Genomic DNA, 23,185 nt, shown 5'->3' on the forward strand with positions numbered 1-23,185 from the left:
ATGACCGTGTCCGCGCCCGTCACCGAGGCGACCGACGACCCCCAGCCGCGCACGCACCTGCCGGCGAGCGGTCAGGAGACGCCCGCTCCCGTCCCGCGGGCCGGTCTCGGCGCCATGCCCGAGCAGGACCGCCTCGTCATCTGGGGCTCGCGCCTGTCCGCGGCCGCGCTCGCCTGGGTGATCACCCAGCGCCTGCTGCCGACGCCGGGGCCCGCGTGGTTCCTCGTCGTCTTCGGCGCCATGAACCTGCTCGTGCTGTCCGTGACGACGGCGCTGACCGACGACCTCGTCGTCGTCAAGGACCGGATCGCGCAGTGGCTCGTCTCCACGGGCGCGCTGGTCGTCTTCAGCGCCCTCGCGTCGACGATCTTCTTCGTCTTCCATCGCGGCTGGCACCCGCTCGTGCACCTCAACTTCTACATCCACGACATGACCGGCGTCGGTCCGAGCGACCCGCTCGACAAGGGCGGCATCCTGCACGCGATCGTCGGCTCGCTGATCGAGATCGGGATCGCCGTCGCGATCACGCTGCCGCTCGGCGTCGGGACCGCCGTCTTCATGACCGAGGTGGGCGGCCGGTTCGCGCGCGTCGTACGCACGGTCGTCGAGGCGATGACGGCGCTGCCGTCCATCGTGGCCGGTCTCTTCATCTACACGACCCTGATCATCGCCCTCGGCGTGCCCCGCTCCGGTCTCGCGGCCGGCCTGGCGATCTCGGTGATGATGCTGCCGATCATCGCCCGCGCATCCGACGTCGTGCTCCGGGTCGTGCCCGGTGGCCTCCGCGAGGCGAGCCTGGCCCTCGGGGCCAGCCGCTGGAAGACGGTCTGGCACGTCGTGCTCCCGACCGCTCGACCGGGTCTCGCGACCGCGTTGATCCTCGGCATCGCCCGCGGCATCGGGGAGACCTCGCCGGTGCTCATCACCTCGGGCGCGGCGGCGTTCCTCGTCACCGACCCGAGCCAGGGCGTCATGAACTCGCTGCCGCTCTACATCTTCTCGACCGTCCGCAGCGGCGTCCCGATCGCGATCGAGCGGGCCTTCGCCACGGCGTCGGTCCTGCTCATCCTCGTGCTCGTCCTCTTCGTCGTCGCACGACTCCTCGCCAGGCCCAGGAAGTGAGTACCTCCGTGAACCCCCCGACCCCACGCGCCCGCCGCCGCGGGGCGTTGCTGTCCGCCGTGGTCCTGATGGCGCTGGTCGCCCTCCGGCCGGCGCCCGCCTTCGCCCAGTACGACAAGCTCGAGGGCTCCGGCTCGACCTGGTCCTACGTGATCCTCCAGCAGTGGATCGCCGACGTGAGCTCGAGCGGCATGCAGGTCTCCTACAACAACAACGGCTCGTCGCAGGGCCGCAAGGACTTCGCCAACTACGTCACCGACTTCGGCATCTCCGAGATCCCCTACCAGGGTGTCGACCCGGTGACGAACCAGGCGGACACGAGCAAGCGGCCCTACGCCTACCTACCGATCGTGGCCGGCGGCACCGCCTTCACCTACCACGTCGAGGTCGGCGGCAAGCTGGTCAAGTCGCTGCGGCTCTCGGGCGAGACGATCGCCAAGATCTTCACCAACAAGATCACCAACTGGAACGACCCGCAGATCACCAAGGACAACAACGGCCACGCGCTGCCGTCACTGCCGATCCACCCGGTGGTGCGCTCCGACGGCTCCGGTACGACGGCCCAGTTCACGCGCTACCTCGACACGATGTACCCGTCGATCTGGCGGCCCTACAACGGCCAGGCCGGCCTCACCTCGCAGTTCCCCCGCAAGGGCACGCAGATCGCCGCGTCGGGCTCCGACCAGGTCATGAACACGATCAAGGGCCCCGCCGGCAACGGCACGATCGGCTACGTCGAGTACTCCTACCCGATCAACGCCCACTACCCGGTGGTCAAGGTCGAGAACAAGGCCGGCTACTTCGTCGAGCCGACCCAGTACAACGTGGCCGTCGCCCTGACCCAGGCGAGGATCAACCAGAACACCAGCTCGCAGGACTACCTGACCCAGATCCTCGACGGCGTCTACAAGTACGACGACCCGCGCACCTACCCGCTGTCGTCGTACTCCTACATGCTCCTCCCGATCGACGCCGCCGACCGGCGGATGACGACCGGCAAGCGGCAGACGCTGGCCGACTTCCTCACCTACTCCCTGTGCTCGGGTCAGTCCAAGGCCGGCCCGTACGGCTACTCGCCGCTGCCGCTCAACCTGGTGCAGGCCGGCTTCACGCAGGTCGCCAAGCTGAAGGCCGCCGACCCGAAGGTCGACCTGACCAGCCGCGACGTGACCAAGTGCAACAACCCGACGTTCGTGGCCGGCAACCTCAAGGCCAACCACCTCGCGCAGATCGCACCGATGCCGGAGGCGTGCGACAAGGTCGGCGCCGGCCCCTGCGGCACCACCGCGACCCCGACCGCGACCAGGACGACGACCGCCGCGACCTCCGGGGGCACCCCCGTCGCGCCGACGGCCGGGGCTGCGCCGACCGCGGGCGCGGTGCCCGCCGGCACGGCCGTCGACCCGGGCGCCGTCGCGGCGGGTCCGGGCGCCGCCCCGGTCGCCACCGACGGCGGCACGGCGACCGACGCGGTCGCGAGCCCGTACGAGCTGACGGCCGACCGTGCCGGCGACCGACGCGTCTTCGGCGTGACAGCGGTGCTCGAGCTGCTCGCCATCGTGCTGCTGCCCGGCGTGTACGTCGCGTGGCTCCGCCGTCGTCGAGGTGCGGCGTGAGGCGCGGAGCGGTCCGGGCGCTCGTCGCGCTCGGCCTGGTCGCCGGCTCCCTGACGTTCTTCTCGGCCGGCACTGCCACGCCGGCGGCGGTGGCCGCCACCGGTGGCGGCTGGTCCCAGACGAAGAAGCTGACCCGGGACTACTACGTCAACAGCCGGACGGTCGAGGACCCGGCCGACCCGTCGGCTCCGCCGACCGTGGTCGGCGACCAGGCCAGCGACTCGCGCACCGTGACCGTCCGCGTCGACAAGCACACCGACCTGCAGTCGCGCGAGCGGATCCACGTCACCTGGTCGGGCGCGCACCCGAGCGGCGGCCGCGCGGCGAACCCGTTCGGCGAGAAGGGCCTCAGCCAGGAGTATCCGGTGCTGCTGCTCGAGTGCCGCGGCGTCGACGACCCGTCGCTGCCGGCGGCCCGGCAGATCCGGCCGTCGACCTGCTGGACGAGCACCGCGGCCCAGCGCACGCTCTCCCAGAGCGCCTCGGTCGCGTCGTGGGTCCACGACGCGGCCGCCAGCGACGCCGACCGCGCCCACGTGTCCGGCATCGACCCCGACAAGGTGCCCGCCGACTGCCCGGTCGCCGACAGCGAGACCTACCACATCACCCCGTTCGAGGGCGCGGACGGCAAGTTCTACGCGGGCTGCAACGCCAACAACATGCCGCCCCAGGCGGCCGCCGGCACCGCCGACCCGCCCAACGAGACCGCCGCGTTCACCGCCCTCGACGGCACCGGGTCGGCGGACTTCGAGGTCCGTACCTCCACCGAGAACGAGGCACTCGGCTGCTCGCACACCGTCGCCTGCACGCTCGTCGTGATCCCGATCATGGGCATCAGCTGCGACGCGCCCGGTGGCTTCTGCAACGAGACCGGCAACTACCTGCCGGGCAGCACCAACGACGGCAGCGTCGGCCCGGCCGAGGCCGTGAGCCCGGCCCTGTGGTGGTCCCCGTCCAACTGGGACAACCGGTTCAGCGTCCCGCTGGACTTCGCGCAGCCGCCGAACACCTGCAGCCTGCTCGGCCAGGGCGACCCGGTGCCGTTCTACGGCAGCGAGCTGATGAGCCAGGCGGCGCTGCAGTGGGCGCCGGCGTACTGCCTCAACCGCAGCCGGTTCAACTGGCAGGCCAACTCCATGCCCGACGAGGCGGCTTTCACGCTCATGAAGACCGGCGGCGCGGCCGCGGCGCAGATCAGCGGGCGGCAGGACGGCGACCGCGGCATCGGCTACGCACCGACGGCGGTGACCGGCTGGGGGATCGGATTCGTCGTCGACAAGCCCGGCAACGCGGGGGAGCAGCAGAGCCTGCGGCTCAACGCGCGCCTCATCGCCAAGCTGCTCACCGAGTCCTACCCAGGATCACCGACCGGCGCGAAGCGACCGGGGCTGGGCGACAACCCGCTCTCGATCAACCTCGACCCCGAGTTCGAGGCGCTCAACCCCGGTCTCGACACCGACCACTTCAGCGAGGCCGCGTCCACGCTGCTGGCGCTCAACACCAGCGCCCAGCTGGTCGTCCAGCTCACGTCCTACCTGCAGACCGACCCCGACGCGCGGGCCTTCCTCAACGGCAAGGCGGACCCGTGGGGGATGACCGTCAACCCGGCGTACAAGAAGATCCAGCTGCCGGTGGACACCTGGCCGCTGCTCGACACGTGGTTCCCGCAGAAGACGGGCAACGGCTGCCTCGACGCCAACCCCGGGCCCTACCTGCCGAAGATCGCGGCCCCCGTCAGCAACCTGCGGCTGATCTCGATCGCGCTGCTCCTCGGCTGGCCGAACGTCAACACGCTGTGCGACTACGACCCGTCGGCCAACATCTACAAGATCGGCCGGATCGCCCAGCAGGGCATCGGGCAGCGGTTCATGCTCGGGATCGTCTCGCTGAGCGACGCCCAGCGCTACGGCATCCGGGTCGCGTCGCTGCAGGCCGCGAAGGGCGCCTACGTCGCCGGTGACAACGCCGGGATGCGGTCGGCCGTCGGGCTGATGGACCGGGTCGGCACGTCGCGCACGTCGAAGCGGGAGGACCTGTCGCTCAGGCCCTACGACCTCGACCAGGCGAAGGTGCGCAGGAGCAGGACCGCCTACCCGGGCACGATGGCGGTCTACACCGCGGCCAAGACCTACGGCCTCGACAAGACGACCGCCCGCCACGTCGGGCAGTTCATCTCCGTGTCGCTGACCGAGGGGCAGAAGCCCGGTCGCGGCAACGGCCAGCTCCCCGCCGGCTACCTGCCGATCGTCGACAGCGGTCCGACGAAGAAGCTGTACGACGCTGCGCTGGCCGTGCGCAGGGCGGTGCTCGCGCAGAAGCCGCCCGCGGCGGCGACGCCGACGAGCCCGTCGACGACACCCACCTCCACCGGGGGCACGACCACGGGACCCTCCACCGCCGCGCCGGGGAACGCGCCGACCTCGGCCGCCCCGCCGGGCGCCGCCCCCGCCTCGAGGCAGCCCGGCAGCGGCTCGGTCGCGACCGCGGCGGCGAAGACGGCACCGGTCAGCTCCTCCCTCGGCAGCGGCCTGCTGCCGCTGCTGCTGCTCGGCGGCCTGGCCGCCGGCCTCGTGGCCTCGGTGTCCCGCCTGCTGCTGCGCGTGCGAGGTGTCCGATGAGCGCGATCGCAGCGCTGCGGCGGCCCGGCCGCCGGGCCGGCTCCCGCCTGCGCCGTCCGCTGCGCGATCCGCTGCGCGATCCGATGCCCGCGGCCAAGCCGATCCGGCCCGGCGAGGTCGAGGAGACGATCGCCGTCGCCTCCTCGGCGTTCACGGTCATCGCGGTCATCTGCGCGTGGATGCTGCTGCAGCTGCTCGTGCTCGGCGGGCTCAGCGCGCAGCGCAGCCAGGACCTGCTCTACGGCGAGTTCCGCAAGGAGCTCGCTGCGGGCACCGCGCCCACGGGCGCGCTCGACTACCAGGGCAAGCCGCTCGAGCCGGGGTCGCCGGTCGCGCTGCTGTCGATCCCGCAGCTCGACCTGGAGCAGGTCGTCGTCGACGGCACGGCCTCGGGCGACCTGCGGGCCGGGCCGGGCCACCTGCGCAGCACGCCGCTGCCCGGGCAGGCGGGCGTGTCGGTCGTCATGGGTCGCGCGTCGTCGTACGGCGCCCCGTTCCGCGACCTCGACCGGCTGGCGCCCGGCGACGCGATCACCGTGCGCAACGCCGAGGGCGAGGTGACCTACCAGGTCAGGTCGGTCCGCCGGGCCGGTGACCCGGTCCCGACCGCGCCGACCGGAAGCGGCGGCCTGCTGACGCTCGTCTCGGCGGAAGGCTCCGGCGCCCTGTCCGCCCTGCGTCCCGGGCAGGTGCTCTACGTCGACGCCGTCACCGAGAAGGCGCTGCCCGCGGGTCCGGTCGCGGCTGCGGTGCCGGCCTCGGAGCGGGTCATGGCACGTGACACGAGCGCACTGCCGGTGCTCGTCCTCCTGCTGGCCGGCGTGCTGGCGCTGGTGCTCGCCGTGAGCACCGCCCGCCGCCGGTTCCCGGCGCCGCTGGTGTGGGTGCTCGCCACCCCGCTCGCGATCGCGCTGGCGTGGTCGGCGACCGACGAGGTCGCGCGGCTGTTACCGAACTTGATGTGAGAGCCACATCGAGAACGTCCCATCCAAGGAAGAGATCAGGGAGCAGATTGATGTCTGTACGCAAGATCAGGGCAACGGTCGGGGCGGTCGCCGCCGCCTCGGCGCTGACCCTCTCCGTGGTGGGTCCGGCTCTCGCCGACCCCGCGGGCACGCCCAACGCTGCCGGTTCGGCGACCTCCGACTACGTCGGCGTCGGCTCGGACACCACGCAGTACGTCATGCAGGCCCTCTCCGACGCCTACAACGCCACGGCGTCGGGCCCGAAGCTCTACTCGTGGGACGCCTGCGTCACCACGCCGGCGAACTCGGCCACGACGTTCCCGTGCGACGCGGGCAACGCCGCGGCGCCGAAGTCCTTCACGCCGCGCGCCGGTGCCGCCGCCGAGTTCCGCCACACGGTGGCTGGCTCCGGCAACGGTCGCAAGGCGCTCTACGGCGCCACCAGCGCCCAGTCGGACCAGTACACCTTCGCCCGCTCCTCCGGGGCGCTCGACCCGAGCTCGGCCGACGTCGCGCAGCAGGGCCTGGTCGCCTACCCCTACGCGCTCGACACCATCGTCATGGTGACGGCGCCGGGCGGCAACGCTCCCGCGCAGCTGACCGCGGCTCAGGTCCTCGGCATCTACGCCGGCACGATCACCGACTGGGCGCAGGTCGGCGGCAAGCCCGGCACCATCAAGCCCCTCATCCCGTTCACCGGCGGCACGCACGACGACTTCGTCAAGCGCCTCACCAACCTCAACGGTGGCACCGCCCTCGCCAACGGCGGCAACGGCGTCGCCATCAACAAGGTCGGCAGCGACAACGTGCAGGAGCACGACCCGTCGTTCATCTACAACGACCCGAACGCGATCGCGCCGTTCTCCTTCGGGCGTGCCGGCTTCGCCAACAAGACCAGCAAGAAGGTCAGCATCCTCAACGGCTGGTCGTTCAACCGCGCCATGTACAACGTGCTGCGCAGCAAGCAGACCGACAAGACGGTCCCGGCCGAGTGGCTCGACTCGAGCGCCCAGATGCAGGCCCTCTTCGGCCCCACCGGCTTCATCTGCAGCTCGGCGGCCACGTCGATCATCGCCCAGCAGGGCTTCTGGCAGCTCGACTCCAGCGCCAACGGTGGCGCCTGCGGCGTGAAGACCAACGCCACCGCCGCGAGCCTCAAGGCCAAGGGCAAGGGTGCTGACACCACGACGGCCGCGACCGTCACCAGCGGTCCGGCCAACCGGACCCACCCGGTCGCCGTGTCCGTCGTCTCGGCCGCCGGTACGCCGGCCGGCAAGGTCGTCGTCAACGTCGGCTCCTACGTGTCCGCCCCGGTCGCCCTCGACGGCACCGGCAAGGCCACCGTCACCCTGCCGGCCACGCTCCGGGCCGGTGCGAACCAGCCTGTCGCGGTGTCGTTCATCCCGACCGACGCCACGAAGTTCTCCACCTCCGGCGCCGACGCCAAGATCACCGTCTCCGCGGCGACCCCGCCGCCGGTCGTCAAGAAGCCTGCCGGCAAGCTGAAGGAGACCTTCCCGTCGGCGGTCAAGAAGGGCAAGAAGGCCACCGGCCAGATCAAGATCGTCACGCCGGCGAAGTTCACCGGCACCGTGAAGATCTACGACGGCGCCAGGCTCATCAAGACCGTCAAGGTCACGAAGGGCGTCTCGAAGAAGGTCACCCTGCCCAAGCTGAAGAAGGGCCGTCACGCCCTCAAGGCGGTCTGGGCCGGCAACGCCACCTACGGCGTCACGACCCTCAAGTTCGCCATCAAGCAGAAGTAGCAGACCCCTGCGAGAACAGCCGGGCGGCCGATCGGGCGGCCCCCCGGCGTACTCGTGCCAGCAACTCGATGTGGAGACTCTCGTGACCGACCCCGCGACCGCCGTCATCCCGGACCTGCCGCTGACGACCCTCGGTGGGCCCATGCCTGCGGCACCGACGACCCCGCTCGCCGAGCTCGAGGCGCGCTCCGTCTCGTGCTGGTTCGGCGACCGCCTGGTCCTGGACCGCGTGTCGCTGACGATGCGCGCCGGCAGCATCACCGCCCTGATCGGCCCGTCCGGCTGCGGCAAGTCGACGTTCCTCCGCACCCTCAACCGGATGCACGAGCTGGTGCCGTCGGCGAAGCTCGCCGGCGAGGTGCTCCTCGACGGTGAGGACATCTACGCCCCTGACAAGAAGCTCACCGACGCCCGCCGCGAGATCGGCATGGTGTTCCAGAAGCCCAACCCGTTCCCCGCCATGTCCATCCGGGAGAACGTGCTCGCCGGGTTGAGGCTCACCGGCAAGAAGGCATCGAGGTCGGAGAAGGACGAGCTCATCGAGCACTGCCTGCGCCTGGGCGGCCTCTGGAACGAGGTCAAGGACCGGCTGGAGGCTCCCGGCGGTGGCCTGTCCGGCGGTCAGCAGCAGCGCCTGTGCATCGCGCGGAGCATGGCGATCAAGCCGCGCGTGCTGCTCATGGACGAGCCCTGCTCCGCCCTCGACCCGACGTCGACCCGCGTCATCGAGGAGACGATGAAGGAGCTGGCCCAGGAGGTCACCATCGTCATCGTCACCCACAACATGCAGCAGGCAGCGCGCGTCTCGGACGAGTGCGCGTTCTTCCTCGCCGCCCAGGGCACGCCCGGCGTCATCGTCGAGCACGGCGACACCGAGGCGATGTTCACCAACCCGCAGGACCAGCGCACGCACGACTACGTCAACGGGCGGTTCGGGTGACGGTCGGGTGAGCCTGCGCACCCTCCTTCCTCCGGTGGTGGCGGCCACCGCGCTCGCCCTCCTCGGGTACGTCGTCCTCGCGAGCGGTTCCGGGTCGCGCGACCTGCCGGTCGCCGCACCCGCCGGACCCGCCGTAGCGCCGACGGCGCCCGCCGAGCCCGCCCCCGCGATGTCGCCGGCCGCCGCGCAGGGCCGCTCGCTCGGGGCGACCGTCTCCTCCGACTGGCTGTCGGCGACCGCCGCGAAGGCAGGCATCCCGGCGCCCGCGCTGCGCGGCTACGCGACCGCCCAGCTCCGCCTCGCCGGCGACGACGCCGGCTGCCACCTCGGCTGGACCACGCTCGCCGGGATCGGCTGGGTCGAGTCGCAGCACGGCACGTTCGGGGGCCGGACGCTCGGCGAGGACGGCGTACCGTCCGCGCCCATCCTCGGGCCGACCCTCGACGGCTCGGCCGGCGTGGCCGCGATCCCGACCGACCAGGGGGAATGGGCCCAGGCGGCGGGACCGATGCAGTTCATCCCGTCGACGTGGTCCGGCTGGGCCTCCGACGGCGATGGCGACGGCGTGACGAACGTGCAGGACCTCGACGACGCGGCCTACGCCGCCGGCCGCTACCTGTGCGCCTCCGGCCCGCTCAGCAGCGGCGCCGGCTGGGCCAAGGCCGTGTTCTCCTACAACCACAGCCAGGCGTACGTCGACCAGGTCTACGCCGCCGCCCAGGTCTACGCCCAGCGCACCGCGTCGGTGGTCGAGTAGCCCGAGCGCCTGGGCGAGGGCGTATCGAGACCGCCGGGTCTCGATGCGCTCGCTGGCGCTCGCTCCTCGACCAGCGAGTGAGCGGTCAGGTGCCGTCCTGGCTGAAGTGCTGGAGGTCCTTCAGCGTGTGCCAGCTGCCGCCCCAGCCCCAGCCGTTGCGGGCGAAGGCACGCACGACGGGGCCGTCGGCGAGGATCATGCCGGGGCGTACGTCGCTGCGGTCGAGGTAGGCCGACGCCAGCTCGGGGAGCACCAGCGAGCCCTTGACGTAGGGGTTCTGGAAGGGGTTGATGTCGACCGCGAGCCCGTAGGCGTGCTGGGAGAACCCGCTCGTCTGGCCGGCCTTCGGTCGGCAGTTGAAGACGCCGGTGTTGTTGCCGTCGCCGGTCGGCGGGGCGTCCAGCTCGGCCCGGGTCGTGATGCGCATCTCCTCGATGGGGAAGCGGGCCCGGTAGAGGTCGCGGAACGCCGTGACCAGGTCGCCGGCGGCCGACGCGTTCACGAGCAGCTCGCCGGTGTGCCGGGCGCCGTCGAAGCCCCGGAACGTGAGTCGCACCCACGCGAGGTCGGACGCGTCGACCGGGCAGCCCGGCACCCAGGTCGAGCGGGCGATGACGTCCGCCGGCGCGGGGGAGGTGATCCGGCTCGCGAAGCCGTCGCCAGGGAGCATCGGCACGGTGTCGGGCAGGGTGAACCGGCGGTTGCGCAGCTCCTTCGGCGTGGGTCGGATCTCGCCGTACCCAGCGGCGGTCGTCGGGAGGACTCGGGTGCCGAGCCACGTCGGCGGGACCGTGCCGGGCGCCGGCGCGGCCGAGTCCGTCACGGCCGGCGGCGGCGTCGTCGCCGGAGCCGTGGTCGGCGAGGCAGGGGACGTGGTGGGCGTGCTGGTCGGCGACGTGGTGGGCGACGTGGGCGACGCGGGCGACGCGGTCGGCGATCCCGGGGCTGCCGTCGGCTCGCTCGAGCACCCCACGACCAGTCCGAAGACCGGCCCGGCGACCAGCACCGCAGCCGCCAGCGCCGCCCTCTTCGACCTCACGTGCCAACCGTAGACTGGGCCCGTTCCCACCCCCTGTCGCCGGTCGACCGGGGGCTGTCGTCGTGCTGCCCAGGAGTCCGCATGCCCCTCCCGCTCGCTGCTCTGGCCGATGCCGTCCTCGCTGAGCCGACCCTCGCCGACGTCATCGAGGACGCCCGCGGGGGCGGGGTCGCGACGCTCGACGTGACCGGTCCGGAGGCGCTGCGCCCGTTCCTGGTCACCGGGCTGGCTCGAGCCGACCGCCCGGTGCTCGCCGTGACGGCCACGGGCCGCGAGGCGGAGGACCTCGTCGCTGCCCTGGCCGGCCTGCTCGAGCCGGACGAGGTCGCCTACTACCCGAGCTGGGAGACCCTCCCGCACGAGCGGCTGAGCCCGCGCTCCGACACCGTCGGACGCCGGCTGGCGGTGCTGCGCCGGCTGACGCACCCCACGCCTGAGCACCCGGCGATCCGGGTCGTCGTGGCGCCCGTCCGCTCGGTCCTCCAGCCGCAGGTGAAGGGTCTCGGCGACCTGGAGCCGGTCGAGCTGGTGCCGGGGCAGACGGCGCCGCTCGACGACGTCGTACGCCGGCTCGCCGACGCGGCCTACAGCCGGGTCGACCTGGTCGAGAAGCGTGGCGAGTTCGCCGTCCGCGGCGGCATCGTCGATGTCTTCCCGCCGACCGAGGAGCACCCGCTGCGCGTGGAGTTCTGGGGCGACGACGTCGAGGAGATCCGCAGCTTCTCCGTCGCCGACCAGCGCGCGATGGACAAGGCGGACCGGCTGTGGGCGCCGCCGTGCCGCGAGCTCCTGCTGACCGACGAGGTGCGGGCGCGGGCGAAGGTGCTCGGCGAGGTGCACCCGCAGCTCATCGAGCTCACCGACAAGATCGCCGCCGGCATCGCCGCCGAGGGCATGGAGTCGCTCGCGCCGGTGCTCGTCGACGACATGGAGCTCCTCGTCGACCTGATGCCGGCCGCCACCCAGGTCCTCGTGCTCGACCCGGAACGCGTGCGCCGGCGGGCGCACGACCTCGTCGCGACGAGCGAGGAGTTCCTGGGGGCGAGCTGGGCGGCCGCGGCGAGCGGCGGCAGCGCGCCGATCGACCTGGGCAAGGCGTCGTACTGGGACCTCGGCGACGTGCGCTCGCACGCCCTCGCCCGACGACACACCTGGTGGTCGATGAGCCCGTTCGGGCTGGCCGACGACGCCGCCGCGATCGCGGCCGACACGGCCGACACCGCCGGCGTGCCGGTCCGCACCCTGCCCCACCACCCGGTCGACCCCTACCGTGGCGACGTCGAGAAGGCCATCGCTGACCTCGACACCTGGCGGCTCGGCGGCTACCGCACCGTCGTCGTCCACCCTGGCCACGGCCCCGCCCAGCGCACGGTCGAGGCGCTGGGGGAGCGCGACGTGCCGGCGCGCCTCGACGCGCCTCTCGTCGACGGCCCTGACCCGGCCGTCGTGACCGTCACCTGCGGCTCCATCAGCACCGGCCTCGTGGACGACGTCACCAAGCTCGTCATCGTGACCGGTGAGGACGTCTCCGGCCAGAAGACCTCCACACGCGACATGCAGAAGATGCCGGCGCGCCGGAAGCGGCAGATCGACCCGCTCGAGCTCAAGACCGGCGACTACGTCGTCCACGAGCAGCACGGCGTCGGCCGCTTCGTCGAGATGAAGCAGCGCGAGGTCGGCGGCGCGGTCCGCGAGTACCTCGTCCTCGAGTACGGCGCCTCCAAGCGCGGCGGCCCGCCGGACCGCCTCTACGTGCCGGCCGACGCGCTCGACCAGGTCACCCGCTACGTCGGCGGCGAGCAGCCCTCGCTCGACCGGCTGGGCGGCGCCGACTGGCAGAAGCGCAAGAGCCGGGCCCGCAAGGCGGTGCGCGAGATCGCCGCCGAGCTCATCAAGCTCTACGCGGCGCGCCAGGCCACGAAGGGCTACGCGTTCGGTCCGGACACCCCGTGGCAGCGCGAGCTCGAGGACGCCTTCCCGTTCCAGGAGACGGCCGACCAGCTCTCGACCGTCGACGAGGTGAAGGCCGACATGCGCCTGTCGGTCCCGATGGACCGCCTCGTCTGCGGCGACGTGGGCTACGGCAAGACCGAGATCGCCGTCCGCGCCGCGTTCAAGGCGGTGCAGGAGGGCAAGCAGGTCGCCGTGCTCGTGCCGACCACGCTGCTGGTCACCCAGCACCTGAGCACGTTCTCGGAGCGGATGAGCGGCTTCCCGGTCGTCCTCAGGGGCCTGAGCCGGTTCCAGACCGACAAGGAGTCGAAGGAGATCATGGCCGGGATGGCCGACGGCTCCGTCGACATCGTCGTGGGCACGCACCGGCTGCTCAACCCGGACATCAGGTTCAAGGACCTCGGTCTCATCATCGTCGACGAGGAGCAACGCTTCGGCGTCGAGCACAAGGAGCAGCTCAAGCGGATGCGGACGGCCGTCGACGTCCTCAGCATGAGCGCGACGCCGATCCCGCGCACGCTCGAGATGGCGATCACCGGAATCCGCGAGATGTCGACGATCACCACGCCGCCGGAGGAGCGCCACCCCGTGCTCACCTACGTCGGTGGCTACGAGGACCGGCAGGTGGTCGCCGCGATCCGCCGTGAGCTGCTCCGCGAGGGGCAGGTGTTCTACATCCACAACCGGGTCCAGTCCATCGAGAAGGCCGCGGCGCGGATCCGCGAGCTCGTCCCCGAGGCCCGGGTCGCCACCGCGCACGGGCAGATGAACGAGAAGCAGCTCGAGCAGGTGATGCTCGACTTCTGGGAGAAGCGCTTCGACGTCCTGGTCTGCACGACCCTGGTCGAGTCGGGCCTCGACGTGTCGAACGCCAACACGATGATCATCGAGCGCGCAGACACGCTCGGCCTCTCGCAGCTGCACCAGCTCCGTGGCCGGGTCGGGCGCTCGCGCGAGCGCGCCTACGCCTACTTCCTCTATCCGGCGGAGAAGCCACTGACCGAGACGGCGCACGAGCGGCTCGCGACGCTCGCCCAGCACTCCGACCTGGGCGGTGGCATGGCGATCGCCATGAAGGACCTCGAGATCCGCGGCGCCGGCAACCTGCTCGGCGGCGAGCAGTCCGGCCACATCGCCGACGTGGGCTTCGACCTCTACGTCCGGCTGGTCGGCGAGGCGGTCAACGACTTCAAGGGCGAGACCGAGCCGGAGCTCAACGAGGTTCGCATCGAGCTGCCCGTCGACGCGCACCTGCCGCACGACTACATCCCCTCGGAACGGCTGCGTCTGGAGATGTACAAGCGGCTCGCCGAGGTCCGCACCGACGAGGACGTCGACGCCATCGGCGAGGAGCTCGACGACCGCTACGGCGAGCCGCCTCAGGAGGTCGCGTCGCTGCTGCTCGTCGCCCGGTTCCGGGCCCGGGCGCGGAAGGCGGGAGTCGGCGAGGTGACGATCGCGGGCAAGAACGTGCGGTTCGCGCCCGTCGTACTCCCCGAGAGCCGGCAGGTCCGCCTCCAGCGGCTCTACCCCAAGTCGCTGGTCAAGACCCAGGTCGACACGATCCTGGTGCCGCGACCGATCTCCTCCGGCTTCCCGGCGAAGCCGCTCGACGGCGTCGCGCTGCTGCAGTGGGCGCGCGGGGTGATCGACGCCGTCATCGACCCGGTGACCGAGCCGGCCGCTGGTTGAGGTGCGAGCGGAGCGAGCCTCGAGCCCCGGCCGGATAGGGTCGCGCCATGACGATGGAGGCGTTCGGTGAGGAGTTCGGCGAGGAGTCGTCGCGCTGGGAGCTGGGGGAGGACACCGAGCCGGGCTGGATGACCGACGGCGAGCTTGCCGAGACCCGCGGACGCGTGCCGATGCTGTACGTCGAGGCGCTGCCCGTCCGCGTCGAGCCGTCCGGTCGGGTGTCGAGTGTCGGCCTGCTCCTGCGGGGCTCGTCGACGACCGCCCTGATCACCCGCTCGCTGGTGTCGGGCCGCGTCCAGCACGGCGAGCGGATCCGCGACGCCCTGATGCGCCACCTGGAGAAGGACCTCGGCCCGACCGCCTTCCCGGTCCTGCCGGTGAGCACGGTGCCGGCGGCCGTGGCCGAGTACTTCCCGTGGCCCGACCGGCTGCAGGACCCGCGCCAGCACGCGGTCGCGCTGGCCTTCGTCGTGCCGGTGTCGGGGGAGTGCCAGCCCCGGCAGGATGCGCTCGAGATCACCTGGCTGACGCCCGAGGAGGCGGCGTCCGACGCGATCGCCTCCGACATGGAGGGCGGGCGCGGCTCGCTGCTGCGGCAGTTGCTGCACCACGCCGGGGCTCTCTGAGTAGGGTGTCCGGCGTGCGCCGCGTCACACTCCTGACCGTTCCCGTCCTCGCTCTCGCCCTCAGCGCCTGCGGTGGTGACCCCGGCCCCCGGCCCGGCACCGCGCTGCAGATCGACGGGATGCGCGTGACCACCACCCACGTCCACGACGTCGCGACCGAGTACTGCGACGCGGTGGCCAAGACCGGCAGCTCGGCGAGTGCCCAGACGGTCCAGAACGAGGTGGTCAGCGCGCTGGCCGCCCGCCTGGTCGCGGAGCGGTACGCCGAGATCCGGGGGGTCCAGCCGGACGCGTCCTACAAGACCCAGGTCAACCAGCTGCGGCAGCAGCTCGGCGACTTCGACCAGGCCACCCAGGACGCGGTCGTCGAGGTCGGCGGCGCGCAGGCCTACGTGAGCTCGGTGATCAGCCAGACCGGCGAGCAGGCGTTCACGCAGTGGCTCGACGAGCAGCACGTCGCCATCAACCCCGTCTACGGCCTGACGCTGCACGGCGGCCAGTTCACCCACGTCGACTCCAGCCTGTCGCTCGCCACCAGCTCGCAGGCGAAGACGGCCGTCAAGGCGGCCGCCGACCCGTCCGCCGCGCCTGCGGAGGGCAGCCGCAGCTGTGGCTGAGGGCCGCGCCACGGGGGAGGGACTCGTCGAGTTCCTCGACCTGATGCGGCTCATGCGCGAGCGCTGCGCCTGGAAGGCGTCGCAGTCCCACACCAGCCTGGCGCGGTTCCTCCGCGAGGAGTCCGACGAGGTGCTCGAGGCGATCGACGAGGGCGACCCCGAGCACCTCGCCGAGGAGCTCGGGGACCTGCTGCTGCAGATCTACTTCCACGCCGCGATCGCCGAGGAGGCCGGCGAGTTCACGATGGACGACGTGATCGCCGGTCTCACCGAGAAGATGAAGCGGCGCAACCCGCACGTCTTCGGTCCAGACGCGCAGCAGGTGTGGGAGTCCGGTCGCCGCTACACGATCGAGGAGATCGAGGAGCTCTGGCAGGCCGCGAAGGCCGCCGAGAGGCGGTGACGGAGCCGGCGCATCCCCGACGGGACCGGATGCGGGGATGCGCCGACCCGCGCTCAACCGGCGGCGACGACCGGGTCGCGCCACACGACGGCGGTCCCGTCCAGGACGACGACGCCGTCCTGGTTGGTGATCGCCGTCGCCAGCGTCGTGACCGGCTTGTCCGTACGTGCCGCCGTCACCTCGACGGTCGCCGTGATCTCGTCGCCCGGCCGGACCGGCGCACGGAACCGCCACGAGACCGCCAGGAACACGCTCCCGGGTCCCGGCAGCTGCTCGGCGACCACCGCGTTGAGGAGCGCCGAGGTCACACCGCCCTGGACGACGATCCCCTCGAACCGTGACCGGGCGGCCAGGTCGGCGTCGTAGTGGATCGGGTTCCGGTCGCCGCTGATCTCGGTGAACAGCTCGATGTCGTGCCGACTGACCCGCCGGGTGCGTCGGGCGACCGTGCCGACCGGCGGGGTGGTGAGGCTCGTCATGGCCCTGACCTTCCGTCGCCGACCTTCCGCTGACCTTCCACTTCCCAGCGGGCGCGGAAGGTGTGCGGAAGGTGTCGCTGCCACGGTCGTGGACGAGCGGGCCGCACCGGGCGGCACCGCCGCACCGAAAGGTTCACGCGCATGACCGTCACGACCACCCCTCGTCCGCCCCGCAACGGTGTGGACGTCCCCACCCTCTTCGCCACCCTGGACGTGGTGAAGGAGAACCCCGCCATCGCCGCGTTCCAGTTCCGCGCCCGCAACACCTGGGAGGCCGGCACCCACAGCCGCAGCGTCTACTCCGACTTCCACGGCGCGATGCAGGAGCTGCAGCACCGCCAGGAGACGGTGGTCGAGAGCGACCACCCGGAGGTGCTCGTCGGCACCGACCACGGACCGACGCCGGTGGAGTACCTCCTCCACGCGATCGCCGCCTGCATCACCTCGGGCCTCGTCAACGTGGCGTCCGCCCGCGGTGTGTCCCTGACCAAGGTGTGCTCCACGGTGACCGGTGACATCGACCTGCGCGGCATCCTCGGGCTGTCCGACGACGTCCGCAACGGCTACTCGGGCATCGCGGTGTCGTTCGAGATCGAGGGCGACGCCGACGAGGAGACGCTGCGCGGCATCGTCGAGCAGTCCCGGCGCCGGTCGGCCGTCTTCGACGCGCTGACCAACCCGACCCCCGTCCAGGTCGACGTCGTCGCCCGTCGTACCGCGGCCTGAGGCCGGCCACCATGGTCAGCCACGTCGACACCGTCGTCGTCGGGGCCGGGCACGCCGGTCTCGCGGTCAGCCGCCTCCTCACGGGCGCCGGCCGCGACCACGTCGTGCTCGACCGGGGCCGGGTCGCCGAGTCCTGGCGCTCCGAGCGCTGGGACTCGCTGCGGCTGCTCGCTCCCAGCTGGATGTGCCGGCTGCCGGGATGGCGCTACGACGGGCCCGACCAGGACGGCTACCTGAGCGCTGCCGAGCTGGTGCGCCACCTGGAGGCGTACGCCGCCGCGGCACCCGTCGAGACCGGACGCGACGTCCGCTCCGTCGACGCCGCTGACGACGGCTACCGGGTCGTCACCGACGGCCGCACTTGGGTGGCGCGCCACGTCGTGATCGCGACCGGCCCGACGGGTCGGCCGGCGGTCCCGGCGGGGCTCGCCGGTCTCGACCCGGCGATCACCGTGCTCAGCCCGCTGGAGTACCGCCGCCCCGACGCGCTGCCACCCGGCGGCGTGCTGGTGGTCGGTGCCAGCTCCTCCGGCGTCCAGATCGCCGAGGAGCTGGCCCTGGCCGGCCGGCGGGTGGTCCTCGCGGCCGGGACGCACGCCCGGATGCCGCGCCGCTACCGCGGCGTGGACGCCTACTGGTGGCTCGAGCGGGCCGGCCGGTTCGCGCGGACCATCGACTCGATGCCCGACCACGCGGCGGCCCGACGCGAGCCGTCCTTCCAGCTGGTCGGACGTTCGGCGGGAGCGGGGCGCACCGCCGACCTCGACCTCCGGACGCTCCAGTCCGTCGGCGTGGAGGTGGTGGGCCGCTTCCACGAGGCCTACGGACACCGGATCCACGTCGCGAGCGCGGAGGAGCTGGCGGCGACGGTCGCCAGCGCCGACGCCCGGCTCCACCGCTTCCTCGACACCGCCGACCGGCACCTGCACGAGGCCGCCGCGTGCGGGCGGCTCGACGAGTGGCCGGCCGCGCCGGACGGCCCGGCGGACCGACCCGGCCCCGTGCCTATCGGTCGGACGCGCGAGGTCGTCGACCTGCGGGCCGACGGCATCGCCACGGTGATCGTGGCGACCGGCTACCGGCCCTCGCACCCGTGGCTGCAGGTCCCGGTGACGTCACCTGACGGGTCGATCCGCCAGGTCCGGGGCGTCACCCCGGCACCGGGGCTCTACGTCGTCGGTCAGCGGTTCCAGCACCGGCGCGACGCGGCGTCGATCGACGGCGCGCGCTACAGCGCCCGCGACGTCGTGACCCACCTGTGCGCCGACGACGCCCGTGGCCTGGGCTCGGCCCTCGCGGAGATGGAGGAAGCAGGATGAGGTACGACGTCATCGTGGTCGGCGCCCGTGTCGCGGGCGCCTCGACCGCCATGCTGCTGGCTCGCGCCGGCCTGCGGGTCCTGCTGCTCGACCGCGGCCGCCGCGGGACCGACACCCTCTCGACCCACGCGTTCATGCGCGCCGGCGTACTCCAGCTCTCCCGCTGGGGTCTCCTCGACCGCATCGTCGCGGCCGGGACACCGCCGATCGCATCGACGACGTTCCGCTACCCCGGGGAGGAGCCGGTCACGGTCGGTCACCGGCCCAGCCCCGGCGTCGAGGCGCTCTACGCGCCCCGGCGGGACCTGCTCGACGAGATCCTCGTCGCCGCGGCGGCAGAGGCCGGCGCGGAGGTCCGCCACGGCTACGCCGTGACCGACCTGCTGCGCGACGCGACCGGCCGGGTGTGCGGCGTCGTCACCCCGCACGGGGCGTTGCGGGCCCGGTTCGTGGTCGGCGCCGACGGGATCCGCTCGCTCGTCGCGACGGCGGCCCGCGCCAGGGTGCTCGCCTCCGGACGGAACCGCAGCGCCGTGCGCTACACCTACCTCGACCTGGCCGTCCCCGGCACCGAGTGGTTCTACGGCGACCACGCCGGCGGCGGCGTCATCCCGACCAACAACGGCGCTGCCTGCGTCTTCGTGGGCAGTACGCCGGCCCGGTTGCGGCAGCTGTGGACCGGCGATCCCGATCGCGCCTGGCGCGCGGCGCTGGAGCAGGTCGCGCCCGGGCACCCGGTGGCCCGGGCCCGGCGGACCGAGCGGTTTCGCGGGTGGAGCGGCCTCCCCGGCTTCCTGCGCCAGGCGTCCGGCCCGGGGTGGGTCCTCGTCGGCGACGCCGGGTTCTACAAGGACCCGATGAGCACCCATGGCATGACCGACGCCCTGCGCGACGCGGAGCTCGCCGCGAACGCCCTCGTCGCCGCGTTCGACGGCGGCACGGACGGCGGCACCGACGGCGGCACGGCGGCGTTGGCCGACTTCGCCCGGCAGCGCGACTCCCTGGCTCGGCCGATGCTCGAGGCGAGCGACGAGATCGCGTCGTTCGACTGGCGCGGCGCCGAGGTCGCGCCGCTGGTCAAGCGGCTCAGTGTCGCGATGGCCGACGAGGTCACGCTCCTCGAGGGGCTCCCGGGCGTGGAGGAGGGCGTCGCCTAGTCCAGCTCCACGACGCGGCCGATGCCGCGCGCGGTGATGTTGGCGGCGACGTGGTGGAGCATCCGCAGCGACGCAGGGTCCGCGGCGGCGAGGTCGTCGATGACCAGGAGGAGCGTGCGCGCGTGGCGCCTGCCGTGGTGGTGGCCGGCGAGCGCGCGCACCGAGCGGGCGGTCCTGTCGCGCAGCCCGTCGGCGGCATCGTCCGGGTCGTCCGGCTCGCCCGGGTCGCCCAGGTAGCCCGCGCGGCCGGTCAGCCGCTGGAGCCGGTCGCGGAGCACGCCGACGCTCTCGCGATGCGGGGCCGCCCACTCGGCGTAGAGGTCCTCGGGAAGCAGGTCGGCGGGGTAGTCGGCGAGGACGTCGTCTGCCGCGTCGGGCGTGCCCAGGGTGAGCGCGCGCTCGGCGCGAAGACGGAACTCCAGCGCGTCCACCCGGACGTCGGCGTCGGGGAGCAGGTGCACCCGGTCGCGGCGCAGCACGACGCCGTCGCGCCGGCCGAGCGCGTTGCGGGCGTAGTGGGCGGCCTGGTGCAGGCGCGGCAGCGCCGTCGCGGCCGGCAGGTGCGGCCACAGCAGGTCGACCACCTGCTCGCGGTGGAGGGCGCGGCCCTCGCTCAGCGAGAGCAGCTTGACGACGGCGCTCGCGCTGCGTCGCCGCCACGCCCCGTCGGCCACGGGCGCGCCGGCGACCAGGACGGAGAACCCGCCCAGGAGGGTGATGTCGACGCGCATCCCACCACCCTCACGCGTCGGCGGCGTCGGCACATGGGTGTCGACCCCCCACATTGCGTTCGTCACCGCGCCGCGATGTCGGTCCGGGCGGCCGCCGCCGTGCGCGACTCGACCCCGAGCTTGGTCAGGATGGCCGACACGTGGTGCTCGGCGGTCTTGGCGGAGATGAACATCCGCTCGGCGATCTCGACGTTGGTCAGCCCCTCGCGCAGCAGCGCCAGCACCTGGAGCTCGCGGTCGGTCAGGCCCGACGGGTTGGCGGCCGTCGTACGCCGGGGGCGTCGTGGGACCGGGACGTGGAGCGCGCGGAGCCGGTTGGCGACGCGGTCGGCGTCGCCCCGGGCGCCGAGCTCGTCGAGGGTGGCGAGCGCGGCGCGGAGCGCGCGCGGGTCACCGAGCTCGGAGCGGGCCAGCGCTGCCTCGTAGCGGCACCCGAGCGCGTCCCAGAGCGCGGCCGCCTCGGCGTCGCGGCCGGCGATGAGGGCGGCGTAGGGAGGCGCCGCCGGCGCGAGCCGCAGGTCGTCGGGAGGGAGGACACCGGCCCTGACCAGGTGCCAGCCGAGCTCGCCGACCGCCCAGGCGTGCCGCAGCGACGCCGCCTGCTCGAAGACGGGGAGCACCCGGTCGGGCAGGGGCGCGCCGTGCGCCCACGCCGCCTCGGCCAGCCCGGCGGCCGCCGGCCACAGCCGCTGGAGGTCGCCGGTCGGCTCCGCGAGCGCCCACGCGGTGTCGAGGTGGTCGCCGGCGTTGCCGAGCCGGACGTCGAGACGACCCAGCGTGGTGTGGGCGACGATCCGCGTGACGAGGTAGGGGCCGTCGGCGACCGAGGTGGCGAGGATCTCGGCCTGGCGGAAGTCGGCCTGCTCCAGGCACACGCGCGACAGCCAGGCGGTCGCGTAGCCGACGTAGATGTCGATGTCGCGGTCGGTGCAGTAGACCAGCGCACGGTCCAGCCAGTGCCTGGCCTCCGCGTAGTGGCGCACCTCGCCGGCGCCGCAGCCGAGGTTCACCAGGGTGAGGCCGGCGTGCTCGTCGTCCTGCATCGCCTCCGCGAGGTCGTAGGCCTGCAGCATGAGCTTCTCGGCGTCCTGCGGCCGGGAGAACCAGGACGCGGTGCCGACCGCGTGCAGGGACTGCGCGAGCAGCCGGTCGTCGCCGCGTGTCTGCGCCAGCTCGATCGCCCGCCGGCCGGTGGTGATCGACTCCTCGATCTCCCGGGACAGCATGTGGAACGTGCTCGACATGGCGAGCGCCGCCAGCTCGCCGGCGCTCCCGGGCGCCTCGGTGGCACTCTCCAGAGCGGCCCCCAAGGCGCTGCGGGCGTCGGCGCCGCGGCCGCTCCGCCACAGCATCTGCGCGTGGGCGGCGAGCTGCCCGGCGAGCACGTCGGGATCGCCGACGGTGCGGGCGTAGGCGACGGCCGCCTCCGACGACGACACCGCGGCGGGGACGTCCCCGCCGAGGGTGAGGGCCTCGGCGCTGGCGCGCAGGAGCGACACCGCCTGGGCCGCCTCGAGGTGGTCGATGTGTGCGGCGGCGCGAGCCAGGTGGACGCACGCCTCCTTGCGGGCGCGCTGCCGGCCCGCGGCCTGGGCGGCCCGGAGCCCGTAGGCGACCGCCACCTGGTGGTCGCCGGCCAGGTCCGCGTGGTAGGCGATCGCCGCGTCCTGGGCGCCCGGCCCGGCGGTGAGAGCGGCGAGCACGGCGACGTGCCGGTCGCGTCGGCGGGCGCCCGGCAGCGAGGTCTCGACGGCCTCGCGGCCCAGCTGGTGGCGGAAGCTGACGGTCCGCCCGTCGGAGACGAGCAGGCCGGCCCGCTCGGCCTCCTCGACGTCGGAGGGGTCCGCCGGGCCGGCGGCGTACACGACGTCGAGCTCGGCCCGGTCGGGCACCACGGCCACGGTCTCGACGGCGCGCCGGGCGCCGGGGGAGAGGAGCGCGACGCGGGCGAGCACCGTGTCGCGCACCGAGGCGGGGAGCTCGCCGTCCGGCGTCGCGACGACCTGGGTGACGAAGAAGGCGTTCCCGCCGGTCACCTCGCGCACCCGGACTGCGTCCAGCCCGGTGCCGGCGGTGAGCTGGGCGACCTCGCCCCGTGTCAGCGGCGGTACGACGACCCGGTGGCTGCCGGGCAGGGAGGCCAGGTGACGCAGCACGTCGGCGACGCGGGGACCGGCCGACGGCTCGTCGTCGCGGGCTGTGACGAGGAGGGTGACCGGGCGGCCGGCCAGCCGGCGGCCGAGGAAGACCAGCAGGTCGAGGGTCGCGTCGTCGGCCCAGTGGACGTCCTCGACGACGGCGATCGTCGGCTCCACCCCGATCTCGGCGAGCGTCTCGATGAAGACGTCGTGCCGGGGGTCGTCGCTGGCGAGGGCAGCGGCGACCTCGCCGTGGAGCGTGGCCGCCCAGTCGTAGAGCGGCATCAGCGCACGCGTCGTGGCGAGCGGCTCGGAGGCGCCCCACAGCACCCGCTCGCGGCGTCCGGTCAGGAGCGCCCGCGCCATCGTGGTCTTCCCGATTCCGGGCTCGCCCGAGACCACGACGACCCTTCCTTGACCGGTGGAGGCCTCGTCGACGAGCATGCCCAGCTGCCCGAGAAGAGCCGAGCGGGTGACCGCTGGCACCTCCCCATCGTAAGACGACGAGTCGGGGGCCCCGC

At 73.1% G+C, this 23,185-nt stretch carries 19 protein-coding genes; 15 read left to right on the top strand and 4 right to left on the bottom strand.

Annotation, left to right across the window (positions count from 1 at the left end):
• From pstA to QDS12_RS11875, 7 genes are all read left to right on the top strand, one after another.
• Positions 1-1,122: a phosphate ABC transporter permease PstA gene (pstA, locus tag QDS12_RS11845; protein ID WP_279880426.1), complete on the top strand. Its 1,122-nt coding sequence runs from the start codon at positions 1-3 to the stop codon at positions 1,120-1,122.
• Positions 1,123-1,130: 8 nt separating this feature from the next.
• Positions 1,131-2,738, top strand: coding sequence for a phosphate ABC transporter substrate-binding protein PstS (pstS, locus tag QDS12_RS11850; RefSeq protein ID WP_279879207.1), 1,608 nt, complete (start codon positions 1,131-1,133; stop codon positions 2,736-2,738).
• Complete coding sequence (locus QDS12_RS11855; RefSeq protein WP_279879208.1) at positions 2,735-5,356, top strand: hypothetical protein; 2,622 nt, start codon at positions 2,735-2,737, stop codon at positions 5,354-5,356. The genes pstS and QDS12_RS11855 overlap by 4 nt, the downstream gene beginning before the upstream one ends.
• Positions 5,353-6,321 carry a class E sortase gene (locus QDS12_RS11860; RefSeq protein ID WP_279879210.1) on the top strand — a complete coding sequence of 323 codons (969 nt, stop codon included), beginning with the start codon at positions 5,353-5,355 and terminating at the stop codon, positions 6,319-6,321. The genes QDS12_RS11855 and QDS12_RS11860 overlap by 4 nt, the downstream gene beginning before the upstream one ends.
• Before the next feature lie 50 nt (positions 6,322-6,371).
• Positions 6,372-8,087: a substrate-binding domain-containing protein gene (locus QDS12_RS11865; protein ID WP_279879212.1), complete on the top strand. Its 1,716-nt coding sequence runs from the start codon at positions 6,372-6,374 to the stop codon at positions 8,085-8,087.
• A gap of 142 nt (positions 8,088-8,229) precedes the next feature.
• A complete protein-coding gene (locus QDS12_RS11870) occupies positions 8,230-9,027 on the top strand; it encodes a phosphate ABC transporter ATP-binding protein (protein ID WP_279880428.1) in 798 nt (265 codons plus the stop codon).
• Positions 9,028-9,034: 7 nt separating this feature from the next.
• Entirely contained in the window at positions 9,035-9,784 is a 750-nt protein-coding gene (locus tag QDS12_RS11875; RefSeq protein ID WP_279879213.1) for a lytic transglycosylase domain-containing protein, read from the top strand.
• Positions 9,785-9,869: 85 nt separating this feature from the next.
• Here QDS12_RS11875 and QDS12_RS11880 read toward each other — a convergent pair whose 3' ends face one another.
• Complete coding sequence (locus QDS12_RS11880) at positions 9,870-10,454, bottom strand: M15 family metallopeptidase (RefSeq protein WP_279880430.1); 585 nt, start codon at positions 10,452-10,454, stop codon at positions 9,870-9,872.
• 7 nt (positions 10,455-10,461) lie between these two features.
• Here QDS12_RS11880 and QDS12_RS11885 point away from each other — a divergent pair, with 7 nt between their 5' ends.
• The 5 genes from QDS12_RS11885 (at position 10,462) to QDS12_RS11905 (ending at position 16,114) form a co-directional block, all read left to right on the top strand.
• Positions 10,462-10,836, top strand: a complete 375-nt coding sequence (locus QDS12_RS11885; RefSeq protein WP_279879214.1) for a hypothetical protein — start codon at positions 10,462-10,464, stop codon at positions 10,834-10,836.
• A gap of 68 nt (positions 10,837-10,904) precedes the next feature.
• Positions 10,905-14,468, top strand: a complete 3,564-nt coding sequence (gene mfd, locus QDS12_RS11890; protein ID WP_279879216.1) for a transcription-repair coupling factor — start codon at positions 10,905-10,907, stop codon at positions 14,466-14,468.
• A gap of 47 nt (positions 14,469-14,515) precedes the next feature.
• On the top strand, positions 14,516-15,094 hold the full coding sequence (locus tag QDS12_RS11895; protein ID WP_279879217.1) for a DUF4916 domain-containing protein: 579 nt from the start codon (positions 14,516-14,518) through the stop codon (positions 15,092-15,094).
• 14 nt (positions 15,095-15,108) lie between these two features.
• A complete protein-coding gene (locus tag QDS12_RS11900; protein WP_279879218.1) occupies positions 15,109-15,711 on the top strand; it encodes a hypothetical protein in 603 nt (200 codons plus the stop codon).
• Positions 15,704-16,114 carry a MazG nucleotide pyrophosphohydrolase domain-containing protein gene (locus tag QDS12_RS11905; protein WP_279879220.1) on the top strand — a complete coding sequence of 137 codons (411 nt, stop codon included), beginning with the start codon at positions 15,704-15,706 and terminating at the stop codon, positions 16,112-16,114. The genes QDS12_RS11900 and QDS12_RS11905 overlap by 8 nt, the downstream gene beginning before the upstream one ends.
• Before the next feature lie 53 nt (positions 16,115-16,167).
• Here QDS12_RS11905 and QDS12_RS11910 read toward each other — a convergent pair whose 3' ends face one another.
• Positions 16,168-16,593 (bottom strand): MaoC family dehydratase, encoded by a 426-nt coding sequence (locus tag QDS12_RS11910; RefSeq protein ID WP_279879221.1) that lies wholly within the window; start codon positions 16,591-16,593, stop codon positions 16,168-16,170.
• A 141-nt stretch (positions 16,594-16,734) separates the two neighbouring features.
• Here QDS12_RS11910 and QDS12_RS11915 point away from each other — a divergent pair, with 141 nt between their 5' ends.
• Genes QDS12_RS11915 through QDS12_RS11925 form a run of 3 tightly spaced genes read left to right on the top strand, consistent with a single transcriptional unit; the run spans position 16,735 to position 19,795 of the window.
• Positions 16,735-17,319: an OsmC family protein gene (locus QDS12_RS11915; RefSeq protein WP_279879222.1), complete on the top strand. Its 585-nt coding sequence runs from the start codon at positions 16,735-16,737 to the stop codon at positions 17,317-17,319.
• 11 nt (positions 17,320-17,330) lie between these two features.
• Positions 17,331-18,638: an NAD(P)/FAD-dependent oxidoreductase gene (locus QDS12_RS11920; protein ID WP_279879223.1), complete on the top strand. Its 1,308-nt coding sequence runs from the start codon at positions 17,331-17,333 to the stop codon at positions 18,636-18,638.
• On the top strand, positions 18,635-19,795 hold the full coding sequence (locus QDS12_RS11925; RefSeq protein WP_279879224.1) for an NAD(P)/FAD-dependent oxidoreductase: 1,161 nt from the start codon (positions 18,635-18,637) through the stop codon (positions 19,793-19,795). Before QDS12_RS11920 ends, QDS12_RS11925 begins: the two co-directional genes overlap by 4 nt.
• On the opposite strand, the gene QDS12_RS11930 is transcribed toward QDS12_RS11925, so the two are convergent.
• Positions 19,792-20,526, bottom strand: a complete 735-nt coding sequence (locus QDS12_RS11930) for a hypothetical protein (RefSeq protein WP_279879226.1) — start codon at positions 20,524-20,526, stop codon at positions 19,792-19,794. The two genes, QDS12_RS11925 and QDS12_RS11930, sit on opposite strands and share 4 nt — an antisense overlap.
• Before the next feature lie 62 nt (positions 20,527-20,588).
• Complete coding sequence (locus QDS12_RS11935) at positions 20,589-23,150, bottom strand: LuxR family transcriptional regulator (protein ID WP_279879227.1); 2,562 nt, start codon at positions 23,148-23,150, stop codon at positions 20,589-20,591.
• Between the last annotated feature and the right edge of the window lie 35 nt (positions 23,151-23,185).

It is taken from the genome of Nocardioides sp. CER19 (genome assembly GCF_029846275.1).
In the GTDB taxonomy this organism is placed as follows: domain Bacteria; phylum Actinomycetota; class Actinomycetes; order Propionibacteriales; family Nocardioidaceae; genus Nocardioides.

Excerpts from the sequence above, each read along its gene's own strand:
- QDS12_RS11880 (WP_279880430.1), bottom strand. The coding sequence starts at position 10,454 with ATGCTCCCTGGCGACGGCTTCGCGAGCCGGATCACCTCCCCCGCGCCG.
- QDS12_RS11860 (WP_279879210.1), top strand. The coding sequence starts at position 5,353 with ATGAGCGCGATCGCAGCGCTGCGGCGGCCCGGCCGCCGGGCCGGCTCC.
- QDS12_RS11910 (WP_279879221.1), bottom strand. The coding sequence starts at position 16,593 with ATGACGAGCCTCACCACCCCGCCGGTCGGCACGGTCGCCCGACGCACC.
- mfd (WP_279879216.1), top strand. The coding sequence starts at position 10,905 with ATGCCCCTCCCGCTCGCTGCTCTGGCCGATGCCGTCCTCGCTGAGCCG.
- QDS12_RS11925 (WP_279879224.1), top strand. The coding sequence starts at position 18,635 with ATGAGGTACGACGTCATCGTGGTCGGCGCCCGTGTCGCGGGCGCCTCG.
- QDS12_RS11870 (WP_279880428.1), top strand. The coding sequence starts at position 8,230 with ATGCCTGCGGCACCGACGACCCCGCTCGCCGAGCTCGAGGCGCGCTCC.
- QDS12_RS11915 (WP_279879222.1), top strand. The coding sequence starts at position 16,735 with ATGACCGTCACGACCACCCCTCGTCCGCCCCGCAACGGTGTGGACGTC.
- QDS12_RS11865 (WP_279879212.1), top strand. The coding sequence starts at position 6,372 with ATGTCTGTACGCAAGATCAGGGCAACGGTCGGGGCGGTCGCCGCCGCC.
- QDS12_RS11895 (WP_279879217.1), top strand. The coding sequence starts at position 14,516 with ATGACGATGGAGGCGTTCGGTGAGGAGTTCGGCGAGGAGTCGTCGCGC.
- pstA (WP_279880426.1), top strand. The coding sequence starts at position 1 with ATGACCGTGTCCGCGCCCGTCACCGAGGCGACCGACGACCCCCAGCCG.
- QDS12_RS11930 (WP_279879226.1), bottom strand. The coding sequence starts at position 20,526 with ATGCGCGTCGACATCACCCTCCTGGGCGGGTTCTCCGTCCTGGTCGCC.
- QDS12_RS11920 (WP_279879223.1), top strand. The coding sequence starts at position 17,331 with ATGGTCAGCCACGTCGACACCGTCGTCGTCGGGGCCGGGCACGCCGGT.